The sequence below is a fragment of the Streptomyces sp. NPDC052687 genome (assembly GCF_040678395.1).
Lineage (GTDB): Bacteria > Actinomycetota > Actinomycetes > Streptomycetales > Streptomycetaceae > Streptomyces.
Genome location: NZ_JBFATR010000030.1, coordinates 59,261 through 85,263 on the forward strand (window position 1 = coordinate 59,261; position 26,003 = coordinate 85,263).

21 protein-coding genes, 1 pseudogene and 1 riboswitch are annotated in these 26,003 nt (G+C 72.5%); of the genes and pseudogenes, 18 read left to right on the forward strand and 4 right to left on the reverse strand.

Annotated elements, in window-relative coordinates:
* Positions 1-12 precede the first annotated feature (12 nt).
* From hpnE to AB0K92_RS22650, 10 genes are all read left to right on the forward strand, one after another.
* Complete coding sequence (hpnE, locus tag AB0K92_RS22605) at positions 13-1,440, forward strand: hydroxysqualene dehydroxylase HpnE (RefSeq protein WP_365925530.1); 1,428 nt, start codon at positions 13-15, stop codon at positions 1,438-1,440.
* The gene (locus AB0K92_RS22610) at positions 1,440-2,576 is read left to right on the forward strand and encodes a polyprenyl synthetase family protein (protein WP_365925532.1); all 1,137 of its coding nucleotides are present in this window, start codon (positions 1,440-1,442) and stop codon (positions 2,574-2,576) included. Before hpnE ends, AB0K92_RS22610 begins: the two co-directional genes overlap by 1 nt.
* A gap of 119 nt (positions 2,577-2,695) precedes the next feature.
* Positions 2,696-4,714 (forward strand): squalene--hopene cyclase, encoded by a 2,019-nt coding sequence (gene shc, locus AB0K92_RS22615; protein WP_365925534.1) that lies wholly within the window; start codon positions 2,696-2,698, stop codon positions 4,712-4,714.
* On the forward strand, positions 4,714-5,355 hold the full coding sequence (locus tag AB0K92_RS22620) for a 1-hydroxy-2-methyl-2-butenyl 4-diphosphate reductase (protein WP_365925536.1): 642 nt from the start codon (positions 4,714-4,716) through the stop codon (positions 5,353-5,355). Before shc ends, AB0K92_RS22620 begins: the two co-directional genes overlap by 1 nt.
* A 5-nt stretch (positions 5,356-5,360) precedes the next feature.
* A complete protein-coding gene (hpnH, locus tag AB0K92_RS22625) occupies positions 5,361-6,383 on the forward strand; it encodes an adenosyl-hopene transferase HpnH (protein ID WP_365925538.1) in 1,023 nt (340 codons plus the stop codon).
* A gap of 4 nt (positions 6,384-6,387) precedes the next feature.
* The gene (gene ispG / locus AB0K92_RS22630) at positions 6,388-7,545 is read left to right on the forward strand and encodes a flavodoxin-dependent (E)-4-hydroxy-3-methylbut-2-enyl-diphosphate synthase (RefSeq protein WP_365925540.1); all 1,158 of its coding nucleotides are present in this window, start codon (positions 6,388-6,390) and stop codon (positions 7,543-7,545) included.
* 27 nt (positions 7,546-7,572) lie between these two features.
* Positions 7,573-9,624, forward strand: coding sequence for a 1-deoxy-D-xylulose-5-phosphate synthase (gene dxs, locus AB0K92_RS22635; RefSeq protein ID WP_365925542.1), 2,052 nt, complete (start codon positions 7,573-7,575; stop codon positions 9,622-9,624).
* Positions 9,621-11,048, forward strand: a complete 1,428-nt coding sequence (locus tag AB0K92_RS22640; protein ID WP_365925544.1) for an aspartate aminotransferase family protein — start codon at positions 9,621-9,623, stop codon at positions 11,046-11,048. Before dxs ends, AB0K92_RS22640 begins: the two co-directional genes overlap by 4 nt.
* A gap of 118 nt (positions 11,049-11,166) precedes the next feature.
* Positions 11,167-11,802 (forward strand): XRE family transcriptional regulator, encoded by a 636-nt coding sequence (locus AB0K92_RS22645; protein ID WP_365925546.1) that lies wholly within the window; start codon positions 11,167-11,169, stop codon positions 11,800-11,802.
* Positions 11,799-11,918, forward strand: coding sequence for a DUF6126 family protein (locus AB0K92_RS22650; protein WP_166003495.1), 120 nt, complete (start codon positions 11,799-11,801; stop codon positions 11,916-11,918). The genes AB0K92_RS22645 and AB0K92_RS22650 overlap by 4 nt, the downstream gene beginning before the upstream one ends.
* Before the next feature lie 29 nt (positions 11,919-11,947).
* On the opposite strand, the gene AB0K92_RS22655 is transcribed toward AB0K92_RS22650, so the two are convergent.
* Positions 11,948-12,745: a tyrosine-protein phosphatase gene (locus AB0K92_RS22655; protein WP_166003497.1), complete on the reverse strand. Its 798-nt coding sequence runs from the start codon at positions 12,743-12,745 to the stop codon at positions 11,948-11,950.
* Positions 12,746-12,951: 206 nt separating this feature from the next.
* Between AB0K92_RS22655 and AB0K92_RS22660 the strand changes: the two genes are divergently transcribed.
* The 4 genes from AB0K92_RS22660 to AB0K92_RS22675 all read left to right on the forward strand — a co-directional run bounded on the left by AB0K92_RS22660 (position 12,952) and on the right by AB0K92_RS22675 (position 18,381).
* Positions 12,952-15,036 (forward strand): alpha-galactosidase, encoded by a 2,085-nt coding sequence (locus AB0K92_RS22660; RefSeq protein ID WP_365925549.1) that lies wholly within the window; start codon positions 12,952-12,954, stop codon positions 15,034-15,036.
* A gap of 271 nt (positions 15,037-15,307) precedes the next feature.
* Positions 15,308-15,504: riboswitch (cyclic di-AMP (ydaO/yuaA leader) on the forward strand.
* A 4-nt stretch (positions 15,505-15,508) separates the two neighbouring features.
* Positions 15,509-16,519: a peptidoglycan DD-metalloendopeptidase family protein gene (locus tag AB0K92_RS22665; protein ID WP_365925551.1), complete on the forward strand. Its 1,011-nt coding sequence runs from the start codon at positions 15,509-15,511 to the stop codon at positions 16,517-16,519.
* 200 nt (positions 16,520-16,719) lie between these two features.
* Positions 16,720-17,469: a DUF6250 domain-containing protein gene (locus tag AB0K92_RS22670; protein WP_365925553.1), complete on the forward strand. Its 750-nt coding sequence runs from the start codon at positions 16,720-16,722 to the stop codon at positions 17,467-17,469.
* A gap of 126 nt (positions 17,470-17,595) precedes the next feature.
* On the forward strand, positions 17,596-18,381 hold the full coding sequence (locus tag AB0K92_RS22675; protein WP_166005442.1) for an SGNH/GDSL hydrolase family protein: 786 nt from the start codon (positions 17,596-17,598) through the stop codon (positions 18,379-18,381).
* 162 nt (positions 18,382-18,543) lie between these two features.
* Here AB0K92_RS22675 and AB0K92_RS22680 read toward each other — a convergent pair whose 3' ends face one another.
* Positions 18,544-19,143 carry a TetR family transcriptional regulator C-terminal domain-containing protein gene (locus AB0K92_RS22680; RefSeq protein ID WP_365925555.1) on the reverse strand — a complete coding sequence of 200 codons (600 nt, stop codon included), beginning with the start codon at positions 19,141-19,143 and terminating at the stop codon, positions 18,544-18,546.
* A gap of 152 nt (positions 19,144-19,295) precedes the next feature.
* On the opposite strand from AB0K92_RS22680, the gene AB0K92_RS22685 reads away from it, so the two are divergent.
* Complete coding sequence (locus AB0K92_RS22685; protein ID WP_365925557.1) at positions 19,296-20,579, forward strand: MBL fold metallo-hydrolase; 1,284 nt, start codon at positions 19,296-19,298, stop codon at positions 20,577-20,579.
* 384 nt (positions 20,580-20,963) lie between these two features.
* Positions 20,964-22,253 (forward strand): MFS transporter, encoded by a 1,290-nt coding sequence (locus AB0K92_RS22690; RefSeq protein ID WP_365925559.1) that lies wholly within the window; start codon positions 20,964-20,966, stop codon positions 22,251-22,253.
* A gap of 17 nt (positions 22,254-22,270) precedes the next feature.
* Here the strand turns inward: AB0K92_RS22690 and AB0K92_RS22695 are convergent, their stop codons facing one another.
* A complete protein-coding gene (locus AB0K92_RS22695; RefSeq protein WP_365925561.1) occupies positions 22,271-22,420 on the reverse strand; it encodes a hypothetical protein in 150 nt (49 codons plus the stop codon).
* Between the two features lie 196 nt (positions 22,421-22,616).
* Here AB0K92_RS22695 and AB0K92_RS22700 point away from each other — a divergent pair, with 196 nt between their 5' ends.
* Positions 22,617-24,275 (forward strand): adenosine deaminase, encoded by a 1,659-nt coding sequence (locus AB0K92_RS22700; RefSeq protein ID WP_365925563.1) that lies wholly within the window; start codon positions 22,617-22,619, stop codon positions 24,273-24,275.
* Between the two features lie 28 nt (positions 24,276-24,303).
* On the opposite strand, the gene AB0K92_RS22705 is transcribed toward AB0K92_RS22700, so the two are convergent.
* Positions 24,304-25,137 (reverse strand): hypothetical protein, encoded by an 834-nt coding sequence (locus AB0K92_RS22705; protein ID WP_365925565.1) that lies wholly within the window; start codon positions 25,135-25,137, stop codon positions 24,304-24,306.
* Between the two features lie 568 nt (positions 25,138-25,705).
* Between AB0K92_RS22705 and AB0K92_RS22710 the strand changes: the two are divergent.
* Positions 25,706-26,003, forward strand: a pseudogene (locus tag AB0K92_RS22710) (ATP-binding protein); the annotation flags it as partial.

Consider the following 26,003-nt stretch of genomic DNA (forward strand, 5'->3'; position numbering starts at 1 on the left):
GGAGGGCGCACGATGACCGACGGCGCGAGAGACGCACAGGTGCCGGCCGGTGTCCCGTCGGGACAGGGCCGCGGCGCCGTGGTGGTCGGCGGCGGGCTCGCCGGGATCACCGCCGCGCTCGCGCTCGCCGACGCGGGCGTGCGCGTCACCCTGCTCGAAGGCCGGCCCCGGCTCGGCGGCCTCGCCTTCTCCTTCCGGCGCGGCGAGCTGACCGTCGACAACGGCCAGCACGTCTACCTGCGCTGCTGCACCGCCTACCGCTGGTTCCTGGAGCGCGTCGACGGCGCGGCGCTGGCACCGCTGCAGAACCGGCTCGACGTCCCCGTGCTCGATCTCGCCAAGCCCGAGGGCCGGCGGCTCGGCCGGCTGCGCCGCGACGCGCTGCCCGTCCCGCTGCACCTGGGGCGCAGCCTCGCGACGTACCCGCACCTCTCGCTCGCCGAGCGCGCCCGGGTCGGCCGGGCCGCGCTCGCGCTCAAGCAGCTCGACCTCGCCGATCCGGCCCTGGACGGCCAGGACTTCGGCAGCTGGCTGACCGCGCACGGTCAGTCCGCGCGTGCCGTCGAGGCCCTGTGGGACCTGGTCGGCGTCGCCACCCTCAACGCGGTCGCGGGCGACAGCTCCCTGGGGCTCGCCGCGATGGTGTTCAAGACCGGCCTCCTCTCCGAGCCCGGCGCGGCGGACATCGGCTGGGCCCGCGTCCCGCTGGGCGATCTGCACGACCGGCTGGCCCGCAAGGCACTCGACGCCGCGGGCGTACGCACCGCACTCCGCACCCGCGTCACCTCCATCTCGCCGGGCGACAGCGGGCGTTGGAGCGTCCAGGTGCCCGGCGGGGCCATCGAGGCGGACGCGGTCGTGCTCGCCGTACCGCAGCGCGAGACGCACGACCTGCTGCCGGCCGGTGCCCTCGACGCCCCCGAACGGCTGCTGCGGATCGGCACCGCGCCGATCCTCAACATCCACGTCGTCTACGACCGCACGGTGCTGAACGCCCCGTTCCTCACCGCGCTCGGCACCCCCGTGCAGTGGGTCTTCGACCGCACCGAGGCGTCCGGACTGACCGGCGGCCAGTACCTGGCGCTGTCCCAGTCGGCCGCGCACGACGAGATCGACGCCCCGGTGGCCGCGCTGCGCGAGCGCTACCTGCCCGAGCTGGAACGGCTCCTGCCCCGCACCCGCGGCGCCGCAGTGAAGGACTTCTTCGTCACCCGGGAGCGCACCGCCACCTTCGCTCCCGCCCCCGGCGTCGGGCGGCTGCGGCCCGGCGCCCGCACCAAGGCCCCCGGCCTTTACCTGGCCGGAGCGTGGACCGCCACCGGGTGGCCCGCGACCATGGAGAGTGCGGTCCGCAGCGGCATCAGCGCGGCGGACGCCGCGCTGCGCGCCCTCGGCCGGCCCCGCCCCCGTCACCTCTTCGACGTCGAGGAGGCGGCCTGATGAACGGGCTGAGCGGCGTGGCCGGCCCCCGCACCCCCGGTATCGCAACAAGAGGAGAGACTGTGCCCACTGTGCCCCCGGCCTCGAAGGCCGCTCGAGAGACCGCGGTGGACGTGCCCGCGCTCCTGGAGCGCGGCCGGACCCTGGCCACACCGGTACTGCGAGCGGCCATCGACCGCCTGGCGCCTCCCATGGACACGGTCGCCGCCTACCACTTCGGCTGGATCGACGCCGACGGCAACCCGGCCTCCGGCGACAGCGGCAAGGCCGTGCGCCCCGCGCTGGCCGTGCTGTCCGCCGAGGTCACCAGGGCCGCCCCGGAGGTCGGCGTGCCCGGCGCCGTCGCCGTCGAACTGGTCCACAACTTCTCCCTGCTGCACGACGACCTGATGGACGGCGACGAACAGCGCCGCCACCGCGACACCGTCTGGAAGGTGCACGGCCCCGCCCAGGCGATCCTGGTCGGCGACGCCCTGTTCGCCCTCGCCAACGAACTGCTGCTGGAGCTGGGCACCGTCGAGGCCGGCCGCGCCACCCGCCGGCTGACCACCGCGAGCCGCGCCCTGATCGACGGCCAGGCCCAGGACATCTCCTACGAGCACCGCGACCGGGTCAGCGTCGAGGAGTGCCTGGAGATGGAGGGCAACAAGACCGGCGCGCTGCTCGCCTGCGCCTGCTCCATCGGCGCGGTGCTCGGCGGCGCCGACGACCGCACCGCCGACACCCTGGAGAAGTACGGCTACCACCTCGGCCTCGCCTTCCAGGCCGTGGACGACCTGCTCGGCATCTGGGGCGACCCGGAGGCCACAGGCAAGCAGACCTGGAGCGATCTGCGCCAGCGCAAGAAGTCGCTGCCCGTCGTGGCCGCGCTCGCCGCCGGCGGCAGCGCCTCCGAGCGGCTCGGCGAGATCCTCGCCGCCGACGCCAAGAGCAGCGACTTCGCCACCTTCTCCGAGGAGGAGTTCGCCGCCCGCGCCGCCCTCATCGAGGAGGCGGGCGGCCGCGAGTGGACCGCCGAGGAGGCGCGCCGCCAGTACGCCATCGCCCTGGACGCCCTCGACGCCGTGGACATGCCCGACCGGGTGCGGGCCCAGTTCGCCGCGCTCGCCGACTTCGTCGTCGTACGGAAGAGATGATCACTATCGGCCGAATAGCCCTCGCGTAGTCGCCGGCCGGTGTGCGCGCAGCCGCGCACCGGCCGACGGCGGACCCACAGCAGACAGCACGCCTTGCAGGACTGCACGAAGGGGAAGCCATGACAGCGACGACCGACGGAAGCACCGGGGCGGCCCTGCCGGCCCGCGCTGCCGCGGCCAGCGACACCGACACCATCCCCGAGGCGGCCGGGGCCCACGAAGCCGCCGTCCGCGCCACCTTGCGCGCCACCGACTTCCTGCTCTCCCGGCAGGACGCGGAGGGCTGGTGGAAGGGCGACCTGGAGACCAACGTCACCATGGACGCCGAAGACCTGCTGCTCCGTGAGTTCCTGGGCATCGGTGACGAGGAGACCACCCGGGCCGCCGCCCTCTTCATCCGCGGCGAACAGCGCGAGGACGGCACATGGGCCACCTTCTACGGCGGCCCCGGCGAACTGTCCACCACCATCGAGGCGTACGTCGCCCTGCGGCTGGCCGGGGACGCCCCGGACGCGCCGCACATGGCCAGGGCCTCCGCCTGGATCCGCGCGCGGGGCGGGATCGCCGCCGCCCGGGTCTTCACCCGCATCTGGCTCGCCCTGTTCGGCTGGTGGAAGTGGGAGGACCTGCCCGAACTGCCGCCGGAGCTGATCTGGTTCCCGTCCTGGTTCCCGCTCAACATCTACGACTTCGGCTGCTGGGCCCGGCAGACCATCGTCCCCCTCACCATCGTCTCCGCCAAGCGCCCGGTGCGCCCCGCGCCCTTCCCGCTGGACGAGCTGCACACCGACCCCGCCCGCCCGAACCCGCCGCGGCCGCTCGCCCCCGCGGCCAGCTGGGACGGCGCCTTCCAGCGGCTGGACAAGGGCCTGCACGCCGTGCGCAAGGTGCTGCCCAAGCGGCTGCGCAAGGCGGCGATGCACACCGCCGCCCGCTGGATCATCGAACGGCAGGAGAACGACGGCTGCTGGGGCGGCATCCAGCCGCCGGCCGTGTACTCGATCATCGCGCTGCACCTGCTCGGCTACGACCTCCAGCACCCGGTGATGCGCGAGGGCCTGGCCTCGCTGGACCGCTTCGCCGTCTGGCGCGAGGACGGCGCGCGCATGATCGAGGCCTGCCAGTCCCCGGTGTGGGACACCTGCCTCGCCACCATCGCCCTGGTCGACGCCGGACTCCCCGCCGACCACCCGCAGTTGGTCAAGGCCGCCGACTGGATGCTCGGCGAGGAGATCGTCCGGCGCGGCGACTGGGCCGTGCGCCGGCCCGAACTCCCGCCGGGCGGCTGGGCGTTCGAGTTCCACAACGACAACTACCCGGACATCGACGACACCGCCGAGGTCGTCCTCGCCCTGCGCCGGGTCAGGCACCCCCAGCCGGACCTGGTGGAGCGGGCGATCGGGCGCGGGGTGCGCTGGAACCTCGGCATGCAGTCGAAGAACGGCGCCTGGGGGGCCTTCGACGTCGACAACACCAGCCCGCTGCCCAACCGGCTGCCGTTCTGCGACTTCGGCGAGGTCATCGACCCGCCGTCCGCCGACGTCACCGCGCACGTCGTGGAGATGCTGGCCGTCGAGGGCCTGGCGCACGACCCGCGCACCCGGCGCGGCATCGACTGGCTGCTCGCCGAACAGGAGCCGGACGGCTCGTGGTTCGGCCGCTGGGGCGTCAACTACATCTACGGCACCGGCTCGGTGGTCCCCGCACTCGTCGCGGCGGGACTGCCCACCGCGCACCCGGCGATCCGCCGCGCGGTGACCTGGCTGCAGCAGGTGCAGAACGACGACGGCGGCTGGGGCGAGGACCTGCGCTCCTACAAGTACGCCAAGGAGTGGCGCGGCCGCGGCGCCTCCACCGCCTCCCAGACCGCCTGGGCGCTGATGGCCCTGCTGGCGGCGGGCGAGCGGGAGTCCCCGGCCGTCGAGCGCGGCATCGCCTGGCTCGTCGCGACCCAGCGGGAGGACGGCTCCTGGGACGAGCCGTACTTCACCGGCACCGGCTTCCCCTGGGACTTCTCCATCAACTACCACCTCTACCGGCAGGTCTTCCCGCTCACCGCGCTCGGCCGGTACCTGCACGGCGAGCCGTTCTCCGGCAAGCAGCCGAGGAAACCGCTCGCCGGGGCCAAGGGGAGCTGATGACCCCGCCGCCCGCCCCGGCCCCGCTGCTGATCGCCTGCGCGCTCGGCATCGAGCACCTGGCCCTGCGCCTGGGCGACCGCGGCGGCTCGGGCGGGCCCGTCACCGTGCTGCGCACCGGCATGGGCCCGAAGGCGGCCGAGCGCTCGGTGACCCGGGTGCTGGCCGACCCGGCGCTCGCCGGTGCCGCCGTCCTCGCCACCGGCTTCTGCGCGGGCCTCGCCCCCGGCATGCACCCCGGCGACCTGGTCGTCGCCGAGGAGACCCGGGACCCGCGCGGCAGCGTCCCCTGCGCACGCACCGACCTGCTCGTCAAGGAACTCACGCGCGCCGTGCCCGGCCGCACCGTCCACACCGGCCCCCTCACCGGCTCCGACCACGTGGTCCGCGGCCCCGAACGCGCCGACCTGCGGTCGACGGGCGCGATCGCGGCCGACATGGAGTCGGCGGCCACGCTTCTGAGCGCCGTGCGCGGGGGCGAGCGCCCGGTTGCGGCCGTCCGGGTGGTCGTGGACGCTCCGGAACATGAACTCGTCCGTATCGGCACGGTGCGCGGTGGAATATCGGCTTTCCGCGTCCTACGTTCCATCCTTCCCGCTTTCTTTGAATGGCACCGTAATGTGCTGCTCCCCAGGAGGTGAGCCCGATGGCCATGCCGCTGCGCCAGTCCATCAAGGTCGCTGCATATCTGGCCGAACAGAAGCTGCGCCGGCGCGACAAGTTCCCGCTCATCGTCGAACTGGAGCCGCTGTTCGCCTGCAACCTCAAGTGCGAGGGCTGCGGCAAGATCCAGCATCCGGCGGGGGTGCTCAAGCAGCGCATGCCCGTCGCGCAGGCCGTGGGAGCGGTGCTCGAATCCGGTGCGCCGATGGTGTCCATCGCGGGCGGTGAACCGCTGATGCACCCTCAGATCGACGAGATCGTGCGGCAGTTGGTGGCGAAGCGGAAATACGTCTTCCTCTGCACCAACGCCATGCTGCTGCGCAAGAAGATGGACAAGTTCACCCCCTCGCCCTACTTCGCCTTCGCCGTGCACATCGACGGGCTGCGCGAGCGGCACGACGAGTCCGTCGCCAAGGAGGGCGTGTTCGACGAGGCGGTCGCCGCGATCAAGGAGGCCAAGCGGCGCGGCTTCCGGGTCACCACCAACTCGACCTTCTTCAACACCGACACCCCGCAGACCGTCGTCGAGGTCCTGAACTACCTCAACGACGAGCTGAAGGTGGACGAGATGATGATCTCGCCCGCGTACGCCTACGAGAAGGCGCCCGACCAGGAGCACTTCCTCGGCGTCGAGCAGACCCGCGAGCTGTTCAAGAAGGCCTTCTCGGGCGGCAACCGGCGCCGCTGGCGGCTCAACCACTCCCCGCTCTTCCTGGACTTCCTGGAAGGCAAGGTCGACTTCCCGTGCACCGCGTGGGCGATCCCCAACTACTCGCTCTTCGGCTGGCAGCGCCCCTGCTACCTGATGAGCGACGGATACGTCCCGACCTACCGCGAGCTGATCGAGAAGACCGACTGGGACAAGTACGGCCGCGGAAAGGACCCGCGGTGCGCCAACTGCATGGCCCACTGCGGCTACGAGCCCACCGCCGTCCTCGCCACCATGGGATCCCTGAAGGAGTCCCTGCGGGCCATGCGCGAGACGGTCTCCGGAAACCGGGAGTGACCTCGTGACCGCCGTTCCCCTGGGCATTCCCGAGGTGCCGGCCCGGCCGATCGCCGAGCGGCGCCCGTCGCGCCGGATCCAGGTCGGACCGGTGCCGGTCGGCGGCGGCGCCCCGGTGTCCGTGCAGTCGATGACGACGACCCGTACCTCGGACATCGGCGCCACCCTCCAGCAGATCGCCGAACTGACTGCGGCCGGCTGCGAGATCGTCCGGGTCGCCTGCCCCACGCAGGACGACGCGGACGCCCTCGCGACCATCGCGAAGAAGTCGCAGATCCCGGTGATCGCCGACATCCACTTCCAGCCGAAGTACGTGTTCGCCGCGATCGAGGCGGGCTGCGCCGCGGTCCGCGTGAACCCGGGCAACATCAAGCAGTTCGACGACCGGGTGAAGGAGATCGCGCGGGCCGCGAAGGACCACGGCACGCCGATCCGGATCGGGGTCAACGCCGGTTCGCTGGACCGGCGGCTGCTGCGCAAGTACGGCAGGGCGACGCCGGAGGCGCTGGTGGAGTCGGCGCTGTGGGAGGCGTCGCTGTTCGAGGAGCACGGCTTTCGCGACATCAAGATCTCGGTCAAGCACAACGACCCGGTCGTGATGATCGAGGCCTACCGCCAGCTCGCCGCCCGGTGCGACTACCCCCTCCACCTCGGCGTCACCGAGGCCGGCCCCGCCTTCCAGGGCACGATCAAGTCGGCGGTGGCTTTCGGCGCGCTGCTCTCGCAGGGCATCGGCGACACCATCCGGGTGTCGCTGTCCGCGCCGCCCGTGGAGGAGGTCAAGGTCGGCATCCAGATCCTCCAGGCGCTGAACCTGCGGCAACGACGGCTGGAGATCGTCTCCTGCCCGTCCTGTGGCCGCGCTCAAGTGGATGTGTACAAGCTCGCCGATGAGGTCACCGCCGGACTGGACGGCATGCGGGTGCCGTTGCGCGTCGCCGTCATGGGGTGTGTGGTGAACGGCCCCGGCGAGGCCCGCGAGGCCGACCTCGGCGTCGCCTCGGGGAACGGCAAGGGGCAGATCTTCGTGAAGGGCAGCGTCGTCAGGACCGTCCCCGAGTCGAGGATCGTGGAGACCCTGATCGAGGAAGCGATGAAGATCGCCGAGCAGATGGAACAGGACGGCGTCGCGTCGGGGGAGCCGGCCGTCATCGTGAGCTGACACAGCACGGACCGAAGGGGGCCGAGCGTGACGATTCTGGAGAACATCCGGCAGCCACGCGACCTGAAGGCGCTGTCCGAGGCGCAACTGGCCGAACTGTCCGACGAGATCAGGGACTTCCTGGTGCACGCCGTCGCCAGAACCGGCGGCCATCTCGGGCCCAACCTGGGCGTGGTGGAGCTGACCATCGCCCTGCACCGGGTCTTCGAGTCACCGGCCGACCGCATCCTGTGGGACACCGGGCACCAGAGCTACGTCCACAAACTGCTGACCGGGCGCCAGGACTTCTCCAAGCTGCGCGGCAAGGGCGGCCTGTCCGGCTACCCCTCCCGCGAGGAGTCCGAGCACGACGTCATCGAGAACAGCCACGCCTCCACCTCGCTCGGCTGGGCCGACGGGCTGGCCAAGGCCCGCCAGGTGCAGGGCGAGAAGGGCCATGTCGTCGCGGTCATCGGCGACGGCGCGCTGACCGGCGGCATGGCCTGGGAGGCGCTGAACAACATCGCGGCCGCCAAGGACCGTCCACTGATCATCGTCGTCAACGACAACGAACGCTCCTACGCGCCGACCATCGGCGGCCTCGCCCACCACCTCGCCGCCCTGCGCACCACCGACGGCTACGAGAAGGCGCTGGCCTGGGGCAAGGACGTGCTGCTGCGCACCCCCGTCGTGGGCCACGCGCTGTACGAGGCCCTGCACGGCGCGAAGAAGGGCTTCAAGGACGCCTTCGCGCCGCAGGGCATGTTCGAGGACCTGGGACTGAAGTACGTCGGGCCGATCGACGGGCACGACATCAGGGCCGTCGAGTCGGCGCTGCGGCGCGCGAAGCGCTTCCACGGGCCGGTGCTGGTGCACTGCCGCACCGAGAAGGGGCGCGGCTACGAACCCGCCCTCGCCCACGAGGAGGACCACTTCCACTCCGTGGGCGTCATGGACCCGCTCACCTGCGAGCCCCTGACGCCCTCCGGCGGGCCGTCCTGGACCTCGGTGTTCGGCGACGAGATCGTGCGGATCGGCGAGGAGCGCGAGGACGTCGTGGCGATCACGGCGGCCATGCTGCACCCCGTCGGCCTCGGCCCGTTCGCCGAGCGGTTCCCGGACCGCGTCTGGGACGTCGGCATCGCGGAGCAGCACGCCGCGGTCTCCGCGGCCGGCCTCGCGACCGGCGGACTGCACCCCGTCGTCGCCGTCTACGCCACCTTCCTCAACCGGGCCTTCGACCAGCTGCTGATGGACGTGGCGCTGCACCGCTGCGGGGTGACCTTCGTGCTGGACCGGGCCGGGGTGACCGGTGTCGACGGCGCCTCCCACAACGGCATGTGGGACATGTCGATCCTCCAGGTCGTCCCAGGCCTGAGAATCGCCGCGCCGCGCGACGCCGACCAGCTGCGGGCCCAGCTGCGGGAGGCGGTCGCCGTCGACGACGCGCCGACCTTGATCCGCTTCCCGAAGGAGTCGGTGGGGCCGGTCGTGCCCGCGGTGGACCGGGTGGGCGGCATGGACGTCCTGCACCGCGGCGAGCGGCCCGAGGTGCTGTTCGTCGCCGTCGGGGTGATGGCGCCGGTGTGCCTCCAGGCGGCCGAGCTGCTGCGGGCGCGCGGCATCGGCTGCACGGTCGTCGACCCGCGCTGGGTCAAACCCGTCGACCCGGAGCTGCCCGGTCTCGCCGCCCGGCACCGCCTGGTCGCCGTCGTCGAGGACAACAGCCGGGCCGCCGGGGTCGGCTCGGCGGTCGCGCTCGCCCTGGGCGACGCGGAGGTGGACGTACCGGTGCACCGCTTCGGCATTCCCGAGCAGTTCCTGCCCCACGCCAAGCGGAGCGAGGTGCTGGCCGACATCGGCCTCACCCCGGTCGAGATCGCGGGCCGCGTCGGCGCGAGCCTGGCGGCACGCGCGGCGGCGGAGGAGGCAGTGACGCCGGTGCCGGTGCCGGCGCCGGGGCGGCCGTCTGCGGGGGCGGATGCGGGGCGGCCGCCGGTGGGGGCGGAGTCGGAGAGCGTGCCCGCGCAGAAGGGTGTCCCGCCGGTCACGGGCGGGAACGCCGTCGACGTACAGCCGTCCGAGGAGAGCCACGCATGACCACCGCGGAATCCGCGTCCCAGCCCCCGGAGCCGGCGCCCGCCGGGGACTTCGACCTCAGGGCGCTGCTCGCCGAGCGCGGCGCCGAGCGCTACGAGCTGCACGCCCGCCACCTCAACCACCAGCTGCCGCGCATGCTGCACACCCTCGGCTTCGACAAGGTCTACGAGCGGGCCGAGGGCGCGTACTTCTGGGACGCGGACGGCAACGACTACCTGGACATGCTCGCCGGATTCGGGGTGATGGGCCTCGGCCGCCACCACCCCGTCGTCCGCAAGGCGCTGCACGACGTCCTCGACGCGAACCTCGCCGACCTCACCCGCTTCGACTGCCAGCCGCTGCCCGGCCTGCTCGCCGAGCGGCTGCTCGCGCACAGCCCGCACCTGGACCGGGTGTTCTTCGGCAACAGCGGCACGGAGGCCGTCGAGACCGCGCTGAAGTTCGCCCGGTACGCCACCGGCAGACCGAGGATCCTGTACTGCGCGCACGCCTTCCACGGGCTGACCACCGGCTCGCTCTCCGTGAACGGCGAGTCCGGCTTCCGGGACGGCTTCGCCCCGCTGCTGCCGGACACGGCCGTCCCGCTCGGCGAACTCGACGCGCTGGCCCGGGAGCTGAAGCGGGGCGACGTCGCCGCGCTGATCGTCGAGCCGATCCAGGGCAAGGGGGTCCACGAGGCGCCGCCCGGCTATCTGCGCGCCGCCCAGGAGCTGCTGCACCGGCACAAGGCCCTGCTCATCGTCGACGAGGTGCAGACCGGCCTCGGCCGGACCGGCGACTTCTACGCCTACCAGCACGAGGAGGGCGTGGAGCCGGACCTGGTGTGCGTGGCCAAGGCGCTCTCCGGCGGCTATGTGCCGGTCGGCGCCACCCTCGGCAAGGACTGGATCTTCAAGAAGGTGTACTCGTCGATGGACCGGGTGCTGGTCCACTCGGCGAGCTTCGGGTCCAACGCCCAGGCGATGGCGGCGGGCCTGGCGGTGCTGTCGGTCATGGAGAACGAGCAGATCGTCGCCGGGGTCCGCAGCACCGGCGAGCTGCTGAAGTCCCGGCTCACCGCGCTCATCGACCGGTACGAGCTGCTCGCCGACGTCCGCGGCCGGGGCCTGATGATCGGCATCGAGTTCGGCCGGCCCCGGTCGCTGAAGCTGCGCGGCCGGTGGGCCATGCTGCAGGCGGCCCGCAAGGGCCTGTTCGCGCAGATGGTGGTCGTCCCGCTGCTCCAGCGGCACCGGATCCTCACCCAGGTCTCCGGCGACCACCTGGAAGTGATCAAGCTCATCCCGCCGCTGATCATCGGCGAGCGGGAGGTGGACCGGTTCCTGGACGCCTTCACCGCCGTGATGGACGAGGCACACAGCGGCGGTGGGCTGATGTGGGACTTCGGCAGGACACTGATGAAGCAGGCGATGACCGGCAGGTAGCGGGTGGCTCCTGCTACCGGGGTGGCCTCGCCTGACTCGGTGACCTTGCCTGCCGAAGCGGCTTTGCCTGTGGGGCAAGAAAGTTGCCCTTGAGGCAACCCTCCGGCTGAATGGAGCCATGAACCCCTCTGCCGCCGAACCCGGCTCCGAGCCGGCGTCCGGTGACCTGTCGGTCATGGCCCCGCAGCTGCGCGCCCTGCGCCGCCGGGCCTCCCTCACCCTGGAGGCGGCGGCACGCACGGCGGGGCTGTCGCCCGCGCACCTCTCCCGGCTGGAGACCGGGCAGCGCCAGCCGTCACTGCCGGTGCTGCTCTCCCTCGCCAGGATCTACGGTACGACCGTCTCGGAACTGCTCGGCGAGACGGTAGCCGACCGGGACGCCGTGGTGCGCGGCGCCGCCATGGAACCGACCGCCGCCGGCGGCTGGACGTACTGGCAGGCCGGCGCCCCCGGACGCGGCATGCAGGCGCTGCGCGTCCACGTCCCGTACGGGTCCCAGGGCGACATCGTGCGCGTGCACCCCGGCGAGGAGTGGCTGTACGTCCTCACGGGTCGGCTGCGGCTGCGCCTCGGGGACACCACGCACCGGCTCGGCCCCGGTGACAGCGCCCACTTCGACTCCCTGACCCCGCACCGCATCGCGGCGGACGACCAGGACGGGGTCGGCCTGCTCTTCGTCCACACCCTGCTCCAGAGCCCGACGGCCGCCCTCTGCCTGGGCCCCGCCACCCATCTCACCGGAGAGACGTCATGATCCGCTCGCAGCAGAAGTCCGACCGCCAGATCTGGGTGCGGCTGTTCATCTACGTGGTGGCGGGGCACGCCTTCGCCGCCTTCCTCTACCTGCTGTTCGCGCTCGGCGGGAAGTAGCACGCCGAGCTCGGCGCGAAGCGGAGCACTCAGTCGAGCAGGCGCTCCCGCAGCCGCTCCCGGGTCTGCGGGCTGACCTTCAGGCCCTGTTCCAGGTAGGCGTCGACGCCGCCCCAGGTCTCCTCGATGGTCTCGAACGCCGCCGACAGATACTCCGCGCGCGCGTCGAACAGAGGGCTCAGCAGGTCCATGACCTCGGGGGAGTAGGCCGCGGCGGAGCTGCTGCTGCGACGCACCTTGTAACGCCGGTGTTTGGCGTTGGACTCCAGGTAGTCGGCGAGGATCGCGTCGCGCTCGACGCCCAGGGCGAGCAGCGTCACCGCCACCGACAGGCCCGCGCGGTCCTTGCCCGCCGCGCAGTGCATCAGGGCGGGCACACTGTCCTCGGCGAGGGCGTGCAGCACCCGGGAGTGCTCGGCGGTCCGCTCCTTGATGATCATGCGGTACGAGGCGATCATCCGGTCGGCCGCCTTGCCGTCCCCGAGGATCTCCCGCAGCTGGTCCAGGTCGCCGTCGCGCACCATCTTCCAGAACTCGGCGCCGTCGGCCGGGTCGCTCAGCGGAAGGTTCACATTGCGCACGCCCGGCAGCTCGACGTCCGGGCCCTCCAGCTTCTGGTCCGCCGCGTTGCGGAAGTCGAAGATCGTGTGCAGGCCCAGCGAGGAGAGGAAGACCGCGTCCTCGGCCGTCGCGTGCGCGAGGTGGCCGCTGCGGTAGAGCACGCCGTACCGCACCCGGCGTCCGTCGACGGTCGGCAGGCCGCCCACGTCACGGAAGTTGCGCACTCCGGCCAGCTCCGGCTCGGTCGACGGGACCTGCTGCGTCACGTGGGCTCCTCCCGGTCGGCCCCGCCGGCGCTGCTCGTCGGCGGGCACGCCTTTGACCATACGACACGGATTCCTGAGGCAATGAGTTGTCCACAGGGGGCATACCCCGCCGGGCGGGAGTTGTCCACAGGCGTTGCCGGAAGGCCCGCCGCGCCTTGATGATGTTGGGGTGTGAGCGGGGTTGTCGGAACGTGTGGGGGGGCGTCATGCCGGAGATCGCCGGGGACGGGCGGACGTGGCTGCTGTCGGGGCCGAAGAGCGCGTACGCCGTCCATCTGACCGAGGACGACGAGCTGGTCCACCTGCACTGGGGGCCCAGGATCTCGCTCGCCGACGCCCAAGCCCTCGCCGCCCGGCCGCTGCCGGACGCCTGGCCGTTCGAGTCCGCGCTCGACGGCCGTGAGGAGTACCCGGTCGAAGGCGGCCCCCGGTTCGTCCCCCCCGCCCTGTCCGTGCGCACCGACGAGCGCCGCGGCACCGAGTGGACGTTCGAGACGCACGAGATCGCCCACGCGGGAAGCGCGGACGAGGAGCTGCGGCTGCGGTTCCGGGACGCGGCACTGACGATCACCCTGCACTACCGGATGCGCGGAGACGTCGTCGAGCGCTGGGTGACGCTGCGCAACGAGGGTCCCGCGGCGGAGCTGCTGCGCGCCGACTCCGCGACCTGGACGCTCCCCGAGCGCGACGGCTGGCGGCTGTCCCATCTGCACGGCCGGTGGGCCGCGGAGTCCCGGCTGACCGCCGCGCCGCTCACCTACGGCGAGCACGTCATCGGCAGCCGCCGCGGTCACACCGGGCACCAGCACCTGCCCTGGGTCGCCGCGGACACCGACGCCACCGAGGAGCGCGGCGAGGTCTACGGCTGCGCCCTGGGCTGGTCCGGCTCCTGGCGGATCGCCGTCGCCCGGCTGCCCGACGCGCGCGTGCAGATCACCGGCGGCGCCGGGCACGACGACTCGGGGCTGGCGCGGCTGACCGCGGGGGAGTCCTTCACCACGCCCGTCTTCGCCGGGCTGTGGAGCGACGAGGGCTTCGGCGGCGCGAGCCGCGCCTGGCACGCCTATCAGCGCACCCATATCGTCCCGGGCGCGGACCGGGACCGGCCGGTGCTGTTCAACTCCTGGGAGGCGACGGGCTTCGACATCTCCGAGGAGCGCCAGCGCGCGCTCGCCCGGCGGGCCGCCCGCCTCGGCGTCGAGCTGTTCGTCGTCGACGACGGCTGGTTCGGCGCCCGCACCAGCGACCGCGCGGGCCTCGGCGACTGGACGCCCAACCCGGACCGCTTCCCGGCCGGCCTCGGCCCGCTCGCCGACGAGGTGCACTCCCTCGGCATGCGGTTCGGGATCTGGGTCGAACCGGAGATGGTCAACCCGGACAGCGAGCTGTACCGCGCCCACCCGGACTGGGTGCAGCACCAGACAGGACGAAAGCGGACGGAATTTCGCCATCAGCTCGTACTGAACCTGGCGCGCGAGGACGTCCAGGAGTACCTGTGGGAGCGGCTGCACACCCTGCTCTCCAGCGCCCCCGTCGACTATGTGAAGTGGGACTTCAACCGCTGCTTCACGGACGCCGGCTGGCCCGGCGATTCCTACCCGCAGCGTCTGTGGGCCGACCACGTACGGGCGCTGTACGCCCTGCTGGACCGGCTGCGCGCCGCCCATCCCGGCGTCGCCTTCGAGTCCTGCTCGGGCGGCGGCGGCCGGATCGACCTCGGGGTGCTCGGCCGTACCGAGCAGGTGTGGACCTCCGACAACACCGACCCGCTCGACCGGCTCGCCATCCAGCACGGCTTCAGCCAGATCCACCCCGCGTGCGTAATGGCCGCCTGGGTCACCGACAGCCCCAACACCCAGCTCAACGGCCGGACCAGCTCCCTGAGATTCCGATTCGTCAGCGCCATGGCCGGGGTCCTCGGCATCGGCGGCGACCTCACCCGGTGGACCGACGAGGAGCTGGCCGAGGCGCGCGGCTGGGTGGACCTCTACAAGGAGATCCGGCCGCTGGTCCAGCGCGGCGACCTGTACCGCCTGCGGCCTCCGGGTGGCGGGCTGAGCGCCGTGCAGTACGTCCTCGGCGACGAGACGGTCGTCCTCGCCTGGCTGCAGTCCCAGCACCACGGGGAGCCCGTACCGGCGCTGCGGCTGCGCGGGCTCGACCCGACAGCGGCGTACGAATGCCGTGAAACGGGCGAAGTGCACCGGGGAGCCGTGCTGCTGCACCACGGGGTGCGCCTCGGACTGCGAGGCGACCTCGATGCGACGGTTCTCCGCCTCCGTCGCATCTGAGCGATCTGTCCGAATTGCAGCCTTAGTCGTAACTCGCTCTGGAATAAAGAGTTCTGGAGCGGTGTCACGTGAGGAGGCTCATATTCGTGACGGTGAGTCGCCCGTCATGTTCACGTAATTCTCCCGGTTTTCAAGGGTGTTCACGGAAAAGGAAGGCTCCGTGATCGACGGAGTGTGACCGTGAATTCCGGGGCGGAAGAGATCGAAAAGCGACAGAGGGCAACCTTTCGCTTGTCCCCGTGCGTCCAGGTCGCTTACGTTCCACACCGATCCAGGCGGAACGCCGAATCCTGCCGCCGCCTGGTGCCCGCGCAAACCCACCCGTGCACGGCAGGAGCGGGGGACCCACAGGTTTTCACCGCCTGTTCCGGTCCTCGGAACAGGCTTGGGGTAAAGCCGCGTCTCGGCGCGGCCGGACATCTCCAGTCCGCACCCGACAGCTCACCTCGCAGGCGCCGGAGAGGAATTCGCCATGCCCGCGAAGGGTAAGCACCGCCGTCCGAAGACCCAGCGCTTCACCCGTTCCATCGCCGTCGCCGGCACCGGTGGAGCCGCGCTCGCGCTGCCCCTCATGGGGGCCGCCGCAGCCCATGCCGCCACCCCGCAGACCGCCGCGGAAGACACCACCCGGTCCGTCGCGTCCGTGCAGCAGTCCGCGGCGAAGAAGGCCGCGGAAAAGTCCGCCGAGAAGAACTCCGGTGTGCGTATCTACACCGTGAAGTCCGGTGACTGCCTCTCGAAGATCGCCGAGGACCAGAAGGTCGACGGCGGCTGGCAGCGGCTCTACGCCGACAACCGCGCCACCGTCGGCGAGGACCCGTCGCTGATCCACCCCGGCCTCAAGCTGACCCTCGGCAAGAAGGCCGCCGCCTCCGCGCCGAAGAGTTCCTCCGCCGAGCAGTCCAAGCCGTCGCAGTCCTCCCAGGGCTCGTCGCAGCAGTCGTCCGGCGCCTCGAAGAAGTCCGAGTCGGCCGAGTCGGCGAAGACGGCAGAGTCGGCGCAGTCGCAGTCCGCCAAGCCGGCCGCGGCGTCCTCCCCGCAGACCTCCACCGCCGCCCAGGCCGCCACGGTCGCCGGCGGTCACACCGCTCCGGTCGCGGGCGCCGGCATCGGTACCGCCTACAAGGTCGCGGGCAGCATGTGGTCCAGCGGCTACCACACCGGCGTCGACTTCGTCGTCCCGACCGGCACCTCGCTCAAGGCCGTCGGCGCGGGCACCGTCGTCTCCGCCGGCTGGGCCGGCGCGTACGGCAACCAGGTCGTCATCAAGCTCGCCGACGGCTACTACGCCCAGTACGCCCACCTGTCCGCGCTGTCGGTGTCGGCCGGCCAGTCCGTGACCGCCGGTCAGCAGGTCGGCCTCTCCGGCTCGACCGGCAACTCGACCGGCCCGCACCTGCACTTCGAGATCCGCACCACCCCGGACTACGGCTCGGACGTGGACCCGGTCGCCTACCTCCGCTCGAAGGGCGTCTCCCTCTGACGACTCCCTGCCGCGCCGGTTCCTGACCCCGGCCGCACACGCCGCCGAAGGCCGGACCCCGACCCCGGGTCCGGCCTTCGGCGTGTGCGCGGCCGTATGTCCATGGCAGAGTGACCGTCGTCAGTGGCAAGCGCTTTCTGCCGGTGCTGTGCATCCGCGCTTTCCCTCCGCGCTCTCCATCCGTCGAGGAGCCGTCCCCCGTGACCACCACACGCAGAGCCTTCGCCACCCTGGCCACGGGCGCCGCCCTGGCGGCCCTCGCCCCGACCCCGAGCGCGGCCACGACTGCGACCACGGATGCGAGCGCGCACGCCGGGCAGGCCGCGCCCCGCCGCCGCCCCCGGCTCATCGCCCGCGACGACTTCCGCCACGGCCTCGGTAAGTGGGCCGCCGAACTCCAGGACGGCGGCACGGTCACGGCCTCCCGCGGCGTACTGGACATCGATGTGCCCAGCGGGGCCACGGTGTGGTTCCGGCAGAGGCTCCAAGGGCCGTACGTCCTGGCGTACACCGCCACCCCGGTCGCGGCCGGCGGCCCCAACGACCGTGTCTCGGACCTGAACAACTTCTGGAACGCCACGGACGTCCGCTCCCCGCACGACCTGTTCGCCACCCCGCGCGGCGGGGCCCTGACGGAGTACGACCACCTGACGACGTACTACGCGGGATACGGCGCCAACCACAACACCACCACGCGGCTGCGCCGGTACATCGGCGAGGCCGGTGTCCGGCCGCTCGTGTTCGACTACACCGAGCCGCTGCTCGTGCCCAACGGGCCGAACCGCGTGCGGATCGTCTCCGCGGGACCGACCGTCCAGTGGTGGAACAACGGGCGGCTCGTGTTCGACTACACGGACCCGGAACCGTACACCGCGGGCCACTTCGCGTTCCGGACGGTGTGGAGCCACTTCCGCATCAGTGACTTCCGCGTGTGGCGGCTTATTCCGTAGTTGACCAATCCTTGAAGAGTGGCTTATCTCACCGCCCGTCAACCCCTGCCTACGGTCGCGTAAGTCACATTCGAGGGTGAATCATGAGCCGTTGTGGCAGACGATTCGAAGAATGACAGCAGATCAGTGATCGGGTCGTACGTGGCGGTGGGGGACAGCTTCACCGAGGGCGTCGGCGACCCCGGCCCCGACGGGGCGTTCGTCGGCTGGGCCGACCGGCTCGCGGTGCTGCTCGCGGACCGCAGGCCCGAGGGCGACTTCGCGTACACGAACCTCGCCGTGCGCGGGAAACTGCTCGACCAGATCGTGGCGGACCAGGTGCCGCGGGCCATCCAACTGGCGCCCGATCTGGTCTCGTTCTGCGCCGGCGGCAACGACATCATCCGGCCCGGTACCGACCCGGACGACGTCGCCGAGCGGTTCGAGCGGGCGGTCGCCGCGCTGACCGCCGCCGCGGGCACCGTGCTCGTCACCACCGGCTTCGACACCCGGGGCGTGCCGCTGCTCAAGCACCTCCGCGGCAAGATCGCCACGTACAACGGGCACGTGCGGGCCATCGCCGACCGGTACGGATGCCCCGTGCTCGACCTGTGGTCCCTGAAGTCCGTCCAGGACCGCCGGGCCTGGGACCACGACCGGCTGCACCTCTCGCCCGAGGGCCACACCCGCGTGGCCCTGCGCGCCGGCCAGGCTCTCGGGCTGCCCGTCCCCGCCGACCCCGAGCAGCCGTGGCCCCCGCTGCCGCCGCGCGGCACCTTCGAGGTCCGCCGGGACGACGTGCACTGGGCGCGCGAGTACCTGGTGCCCTGGATCGGCCGCCGGCTGCGCGGCGAGTCCTCCGGCGACCACGTCACCGCGAAGGGCACCCTTTCGCCGGACGACATCAAGATGCGGATCGCGGCGGTGGCGTAAGGGAGCCCCCGCCGACGACCGTCTCTTTCGGTCTCGGTTTCGGTTTCGCTCGGTCCCGGTCTCGGCGATTTCGCGCGGTCCCCTCGTTACGGCCGGCGGGGGGATCGCGCGGAGTGGTACGGGGAGGGGACAGGGGCGCGGGATGGCCGGCGAGACGTCTCCTCAGCCCTGCGACAGCCCGAGCTCCCGGTTCAGTGCCCCGTCCACCCACTGCTGGGCGCGTGTGCGCGAGACCGCGCCCTCGTAGGACGTGAGCTGTATGGCGAGCCCGTCGAGGAGGGCGGTGAGGCGCAGCGCGGTGGCCTCGGGGTCCGGGCAGTGGAACTCGCCCGCGGCCACGCCCTCGGCGACGACCTCGGTCAAGGCCGCCTTCCACTGCCGGTCGAGGTCCCGCGTGACCTCCCGCAGCGCGGGCTCGCGCAGCGCCGCCGCCCAGCCCTCGATCCACAGCCGCCAGCCCTTGGCCTGGCCGGTGGGGGCGTACCAGCGCACGGCCGCGCGGAGCCGGCGCAGCGCGGTGGTGCGGCGGCCGAGCAGCCCGCGCAGCCGGGCCAGATCATCCTCGGCGGCGTACGCGAAGGCGGCCGCGACCAGCTTCTCCTTGGTCGAGAAGTGATAGAGGACCAGCGCGTTGCTCACCCCGAGCGCCGAGGCGACGTCCGCGATGCGCACCGCCGCCACGCCCCGCGCCTCGATCTGCTCCACCGCGGCCCGCAGCAACTCCTCGCGCCGCTGTTCGACGCTCAACCGGACTCTCGCCATCAGGTCACCCTAACGGCCGTCACCGCTGCCGGCCGCGGCGCTCGGGCTGCTGAACCACCGTTCAGCAGTGGAGCCCCTTTCCGACCGGCCCGCCGCGGTGTCGGCGGGGCGGACCATAATGGGAGGCCTCACCGACTCCACCTGGAGGTACCGTGGCCGCTTCCCGTTCCCCGAACTCCGGGCTGCGCGCCCTGCGGCCCGCGGCGTTCGGCGCGGACCCCGGTGGTGAGCGCCTGGCACGGATCCGCAGATCGCCCCACTTCAAGGACGGCGTCTTCCAGAACCCCGGCGGCCCCTCCCGGATCCGCCCCTCCGGCTCGGCCCGCGACTTCGCGAAGGTCTACTTCGACAAGGACGCCCGCCCGCGCCGCACTCCCGCGAGCCGTGTGCCGGTCCACCCGACGACCCTCGCCGACCTCGCCAAGCCCCCGGCCACCGGGCTGCGGCTGACGTGGATGGGCCACTCCAGTGTCCTCGCCGAGATCGACGGGCAACGGGTGCTGTTCGACCCCGTCTGGGGCGAGCGCTGCTCCCCGTTCCCCTTCGCCGGCCCGCGCCGCCTGCACCCCGTGCCGCTGCCGCTCGCCGCGCTCGGCCCGGTCGACGTCGTCGTCATCTCGCACGACCACTACGACCACTTGGACATGCCCACGATCAAGGCGCTGGCCGGGACGGACACCCTGTTCGCCGTGCCGCTCGGCGTGGGCGCCCACCTGGAGGCCTGGGGCGTGTCCCCGGCCCGCCTGCGCGAACTGGACTGGCACGAGTCGGCCCTCGTCGGCGGCCTCACCCTCACCGCCACCCCGGCCCGCCACTTCTGCGGCCGCGGCCTGCGCAACACCCAGCACACCCTCTGGGCGTCCTGGACCGTCGCCGGCGAGGAACACCGCATATTCCACAGCGGCGACACCGGTTACTTCACCGGCTTCCAGGACATCGGCGCCGCGTACGGCCCCTTCGACGCCACGATGATCCAGATCGGGGCGTACAGCGACTTCTGGCCGGACATCCACATGACCCCCGAGGAGGGCGTACGGGCCCACCTCGACCTCCAGGGCGGCAGTCCCGCGGGGGTGCTGCTGCCGATCCACTGGGGCACCTTCAACCTGGCACCGCACGCCTGGGCCGAGCCGGGGGAGTGGACCAAGGACGCCGCGGAGGAGGCCGGGCAGGCCGTCGCCCTGCCGCGCCCCGGCGAGCCGTTCGAACCGGCCGGGAAGCTTCCGGCGGACGCCTGGTGGCGCGCGGTGTCCCGGCCGATCGCCCACCCGTGGCGCCGGCCGCCGGCCGAGGTGACGGCGGCCGCCGGGGCCGCCACGGCCACCACGGCCGCCAGCGAGAGCACGGCCGCCGCGGAGAGCACGGCCGCCGCGGAGAGCACGGTCGCCGGTGGTGAAGCCGGCCCCAAGGACCTCGACCTGGCGGGCGAGCGGTGAGACGCGCCCCGTAGGGGGTGAGAAAACCGGTTGAGGCGACCCGTGTCCGGCTCCCTACGATGAGCGGCGACAGCCTCGTGTGAGGGAGACAGCGGAGCCGGAGAGGGACTCGGTGCAGTCGGCGCGATGGGCCACCTGCGGTGAGCGGGCGGGGCGTGGGCCGCGTAACGCTCACGGGGTGTGGTGGCCACTGATCCGAAGACCTCGGACGTACCGCTGAGCCGTACCGCGGTGCGGACGGCTCGCTTCGACGTGCCCTTTTTCCTCCCCTCACCCGACCGGTGCCCATCTGTGCCCTGACGCGGCCTCGTGTGGCCTTGCGCGGCCTCGCGTGCCCCTCGGGCACCGGCGCCGGCACCGGCCGGGTCCGTCCCGTACGAGGTCATGAGAGACACCGACAACGTCAGATTCCTGCCCGCGCTGCTGGTCATCGCGCTGAGCGGCGCCATCGTCGAGCTGGACATGTCCGTGCCCGGCTTCCCCGACATCGCCCGGGCGCTGCACGCGTCCGAGGCGACGGTCCAGCTGACCGTCACCTACAACTTCCTCGGCTACTGCCTGGGCGCCCTGGTCCACGGTCCGCTGTCGGACCGGTTCGGCCGGCGGGCCGTCATGCTCGCGGGGAACACCGTGATGCTGATCGGCGCGCTGGGGTGCGCCCTCGCACCGGACATCGGGTTCCTGCTCGCCTCCCGGTTCGTCCAGGGCTTCGGCGCCAGCACCTCCGTCGTCCTGGTGTTCGTCATCATCGCCGACGTCTACGACGGCCCCAGCATGCTGCGGATGTTCGGCCTCACCAACGCCGCCATGTCGGCGCTCATGACGGCCGCGCCCGCCCTCGGCGGCGTCGTCAACCGCACCCTCGGCTGGCGCGGCACCTACGCGGTCGTCTTCGCCGTCACGCTGGCGGCGCTCGTGCTGATGGCGCTGTTCCTGCCCGAGACCGGCGGGCGTGAGCGGGTGAAGGGCGGCGCCCGGCGGGTCGCGGCCGACTACCGCAGGCTGCTGTCCAGTCCGCGGTTCCTCGCGGCGTCGCTGGTGCCGAGCCTGCTGTTCGCGGCGTACATGGTGTTCATCGCGGCCGGCTCGTTCCTGTACATGGACCGCTTCGGGCTGTCCACGCTGGGCTTCGCGGCCCATCTGCTGGTGGTCGTGGCGTCGTTCGCGCTCACCAGCCTGTACGCCGCGAGGCTCATGGACCTGCTCGGCGGCCCGGAGCGCACGGTGGCCTGCGCGGTGGCCGCCACGGTCGTGGGCGTCGGTCTGTTCCTGCTGCTCGGTGACGGGCCGGTGGGCACCACGGCCGCGCTCGTGGTGTTCTGCGTGGGCTACGCCGCCCTGTACCCCGTGGTGTTCGGGCGGTCCCTCCAGGTGTTCCCCGCACTCCAGGGAGCGGCCTCCTCGCTCACCATGAGCGGCCGGGCCCTGCTCGTGACGGTGTTCACCGGTGTCGCGAGCAGCCTGTTCACCGGCGACGCCACGGTCACCGCCACGGTCATGGCGGCGGCCACCCTCACCGCCGCGCCGCTGGCCTTCGTCGGGCGGGTGAAGGCGGGCGAGGCGGAAGGAGCCCGCGCGGCGGACTCCGGGGGAGGGGGCGCCGCGGACTCCGGAGGAACCGGCGCCGCGGACGCCGGGGAGTCCGGGACCGTGAGCGGCCGCGGACCCTCGTAACGGCCGCCCCGCGGGCCTCAGCCCGCCCCGCCGAGTGCCTCGTCCGGTACGCCCAGACGGAGCCGGAACGCCTCGCGGCCCTCCTCCGTCAGCCGTACGACGCGGGAGCCCTCGGCGGGCACCAGCCAGGACCGGTCGAGCGCGTGCCGGTACACGCCCGCGGCCACCGCGCCCGCCAGGTGCGGGCGGCGCTCGGTCCAGTCCTGGCAGGTGCCCGGCCGGAAGCCGACGCCAACGTACCTGTCTGTTCGTCCGATTGACGTCAGCCCGCAGCGCGGTGGCCGTCCTCCGGTCGGGTGGCATCGCCCCGCACATCGGCCCGGAACGGCCCCTGGCCGGCCGCGTGCTCGCGATCATGCGGCGGTGACTGCCGAACACCACCGACCCACCCGCCCCCGCCGGCTCCCGCTGCTGGCCGGTCTGGGCGCGCTGGGCCTGCTGCCGCTGTTGTCCGCACTGCCCGCCTCGGCACAGCCCGCCGAGGCGCGCACCACCGACCGCACCGCCACCACGAGCGCGCGGACCGCTTCCGTCGGCGCCCCCGGTCCGGCCCGCCCGGCCACCCCAGGCGAGGCCCGCACCGACCTCTATCTGCGCACGATCCGCGAGAACCCGCGGGCCCTGCGGGAGTTCTTCGAGCGCCTGCCCAAGGGCGGCGAGCTGCACAACCACCTCTCCGGCGCCGTCCGGACCGAGTATCTGATCGAGCTGGCCGCCGAGGACGGCCTGTGCATCGACACGGCCACGACGACCGCCGTTCCCCCGCCCTGCGGACCGGGCACCCGGCCCGCCGCGGACGCCCGCACGGACCGGGCCTTCCACGACACGATCCTGCGCGCCTGGTCCATGCAGGACTTCCCGGCGGACGGCAACGGCCACGACCACTTCTTCGCCACCTTCGGGAAGTTCGGCGAGGTGACCTGGCGCCACCCCGGCAAGCTGCTCGCCCAGGTGGCCGACGACGTGGTCCGCCACAACCAGTTCTACCTGGAGACCATGGCCACCCCTGCCTCCGAGGGCGCCAAGCGGCTCGCCGCCGAGGTCGGCTGGAACGACGACCTCGCCGCCCTGCACCGCGCGCTGACCGCGGACGGCAGGCTGGACAAGCTGGTCGCCGAGGCCCGCAAGGAGGCCGACTCCGCCACCGCCGAGTTCCGCGCCGAGGCGCGTTGCGACACCGATCGGCCCCGGCCGGGCTGCGCGCTGCCGGTGCGCTGGATCTCCCAGGTGTCCCGCAACAGCGTCCGGGAGCGGGTCTTCGTCCAGATGGCACTCGCGATGCGGCTCGCCGAGCGCGACCCGCGGTTCGTCGCCGTCAACCTCGTCCAGCCCGAGGACGGGGAGACCTCGCTGCGCGACTACCGCCTGCACATGCGCATGCTGGCCTTCCTGCGCGACCAGTACCCGGACGCCCATGTCACGCTGCACGCGGGCGAGTTGTGGCCGGGGCTGGTCAAGCCCGAGGACCTGAGATTCCACATCAAGGAGGCCGTGGAGGTCGCCGGCGCCGAACGCGTCGGCCACGGCGTCGACCTGGTCCACGAGGACGACTGGCAGGGTACCGCCCGCACCATGGCGGCCCGCGAGGTCGCCGTCGAGGTGCCGCTCACCAGCAACGCCCAGATCCTCGGCGTCAAGGGCGCCGACCACCCGTTCCAGACGTACCGGGCGTACGGCGTGCCCGTCGTGCTCGCCACCGACGACCCCGGGGTCTCCCGGATCGACATCAGCCACGAGTACCGGTACGCCGCCCAGAGCTACGGCCTGTCCTACCGCCAGCTGAAGGACCTGGCGCGGGCCTCCCTGGAGTACGCCTTCCTGCCCGGCGACAGCCTGTGGCGCGGCAACCCGACCGCGCAGGGCTACCGCCCCGTCGACGCCTGCCGTGGCGAGCGCCCGGGCACGGCCGGGCCGGGCCGGGCCTGCCGTCAGCTGCTGGACAGCAGCCCCAAGGCGGCCGTCCAGTGGCGCCAAGAAGCCGCCTTCGCGGCCTTCGAGGCCGACTTCCGGCCCGGCCGCTGATCCGGCCCTCCGATCGTCGGTCCGCCTGCTAGACCCCCTCCCGCCCCGGCCGCGACGACGCGCCGGGGCGGGACTCGTAGTACACGCTGTGGAAGCGCCCGGCCTCCTCCAGCCCCGCCGGATCGTGCCCCAGCGCCCGCACCGCCTCGATCGCGTACCGCCGTTCCCGCTCGTCGGTGAACCGCCGCTGCGGGTAGGTGCGGGCGGTGTCGGCCGTGGTGCGCAGACCGCGGTCGGCGAGCGCCCCGATCACGGGTTCGTACGACACGGTGCGCAGCACGAACGCGCTCACCCACATCGGACGCCGGGCACCGTCCAGCAGGCGGGCGAAGGTCCGCTCCGTGACGTAGCTGCCGCCGCCGGTGAGCGTGACCAGGCCGACCTCGGAGAGCGCGCGGGCCAGTTCCGGACCCGGCGGGGACTGCTCCAGGTCGTCGCTGAAGGCGGCGTCCAGCAGGCCCACCTCACGGGCGTAGCCCACCGCGGGCACCGAGACGTCCAGGCCGTACACCGGCAGCGCGTCGGAGCGGCGCCGCTCGGCGTAGAACCGCTTGTCCCAGGCGGCCAGCTCGGCCGTCGACATGTCCCGCACCGCCGGGGAGCCGTAGCGCTCGTACAGCTCCGCCAGGGTCACGTCATGATTGAGCAGCGCCGCGTTGATGCCGTACGAGCAGCACAGGTCCAGCACCGCCGGGACGCCGGGCAGGCCGTCGTCGAGCGCGGCCCGCTCGGCGGCCACACGGCGGAAGACCGGCTGGGCGTGGTGCGGGATCTCGTACTCCAGCGGGCCGAGCCGCGTGAAGTACGCCCGCGGATCCGCCTGGCCGTAGATGTCGTCGAAGCGTGCTTTACCACTCGCCATCGCGCGCCGGCTCCCGCTCGTAGGGCACCGTGGATCTCGCGATCCCCGATATGCCTTGTACTCCCTGTTTCACCCATGATGTCCCTCGCCCGTTCCCGGTGCGTCCCGAGGAGCCCGCGCGGCGTGTTCGGCACGACGAGGCGTCACACTGAGTGATGCTCCCCCTAGGCCTTCGGTGAGCCGGGCGAGAGGGGCGGGCGGTGGTGAACGGCCCGGCGAGTGGTTGCGCGTCCGCAGGGGAGAGGGCTGGGGCGGGGAAAGGGGCATCGATGGTGTGGCCGATATCGACTGGCTCTGACCAGGCCTGATCGGTCTCTTTTGGTTCGTGCCTGATGAGGAGACGGGTTTATCGGTCTGTCGTGCGATGCCTCATACCAGAGCGGGACGCTTTGCGAGGGACTTTGTCAACTGCCCACCGCACATGATGCGTTGGCGACTACTGTGAGTGTCCGTCGGGCGACGCGGGACCGCACTCCGGTCCGGCCGGCCGGCATCTCCATGGCGCATGCCCGCAGGACGCGAGACCGCGCGTCCGGGCCCCGACCGACGGACCAGTACGAGGACACCGATGTCACACCTCCGCGCACCGGCCGCACGCGCAGACCGCCGCGAAGGCGGACGGCACGGACGACCGGTCGCCCGCACGGCCCCCGCACTGCCCGAGGCCCACATACGGTCCCAGTTGCTGCGCCTGGCGGTCCTGCCCCCCGTCGCCGTCGCCCTCGCCGGCTGCGCGGCCGTGCTGTTCACCGTGCGCTCCACCGGCGCGCGCACCAGCCCCACCCTGTGGGCCGTCCTCGCCGGCGCGGTGTGCGTGGCGCTCGCGGGCATCGCGATCGCCGCCGTCGCCGCCGGGCGCGCCGCCC

Bases quoted from the DNA above. Each gene is read 5' to 3' on its own strand.
- AB0K92_RS22640 (WP_365925544.1), top strand. From the start codon at position 9,621: ATGACCACCGCGGAATCCGCGTCCCAGCCCCCGGAGCCGGCGCCCGCC.
- AB0K92_RS22650 (WP_166003495.1), top strand. From the start codon at position 11,799: ATGATCCGCTCGCAGCAGAAGTCCGACCGCCAGATCTGGGTGCGGCTG.
- AB0K92_RS22705 (WP_365925565.1), bottom strand. From the start codon at position 25,137: ATGGCGAGTGGTAAAGCACGCTTCGACGACATCTACGGCCAGGCGGAT.
- AB0K92_RS22690 (WP_365925559.1), top strand. From the start codon at position 20,964: ATGAGAGACACCGACAACGTCAGATTCCTGCCCGCGCTGCTGGTCATC.
- AB0K92_RS22610 (WP_365925532.1), top strand. From the start codon at position 1,440: ATGAACGGGCTGAGCGGCGTGGCCGGCCCCCGCACCCCCGGTATCGCA.
- AB0K92_RS22665 (WP_365925551.1), top strand. From the start codon at position 15,509: ATGCCCGCGAAGGGTAAGCACCGCCGTCCGAAGACCCAGCGCTTCACC.
- hpnE (WP_365925530.1), top strand. From the start codon at position 13: ATGACCGACGGCGCGAGAGACGCACAGGTGCCGGCCGGTGTCCCGTCG.
- AB0K92_RS22680 (WP_365925555.1), bottom strand. From the start codon at position 19,143: ATGGCGAGAGTCCGGTTGAGCGTCGAACAGCGGCGCGAGGAGTTGCTG.
- hpnH (WP_365925538.1), top strand. From the start codon at position 5,361: ATGGCCATGCCGCTGCGCCAGTCCATCAAGGTCGCTGCATATCTGGCC.
- AB0K92_RS22620 (WP_365925536.1), top strand. From the start codon at position 4,714: ATGACCCCGCCGCCCGCCCCGGCCCCGCTGCTGATCGCCTGCGCGCTC.
- shc (WP_365925534.1), top strand. From the start codon at position 2,696: ATGACAGCGACGACCGACGGAAGCACCGGGGCGGCCCTGCCGGCCCGC.
- AB0K92_RS22660 (WP_365925549.1), top strand. From the start codon at position 12,952: ATGCCGGAGATCGCCGGGGACGGGCGGACGTGGCTGCTGTCGGGGCCG.
- AB0K92_RS22645 (WP_365925546.1), top strand. From the start codon at position 11,167: ATGAACCCCTCTGCCGCCGAACCCGGCTCCGAGCCGGCGTCCGGTGAC.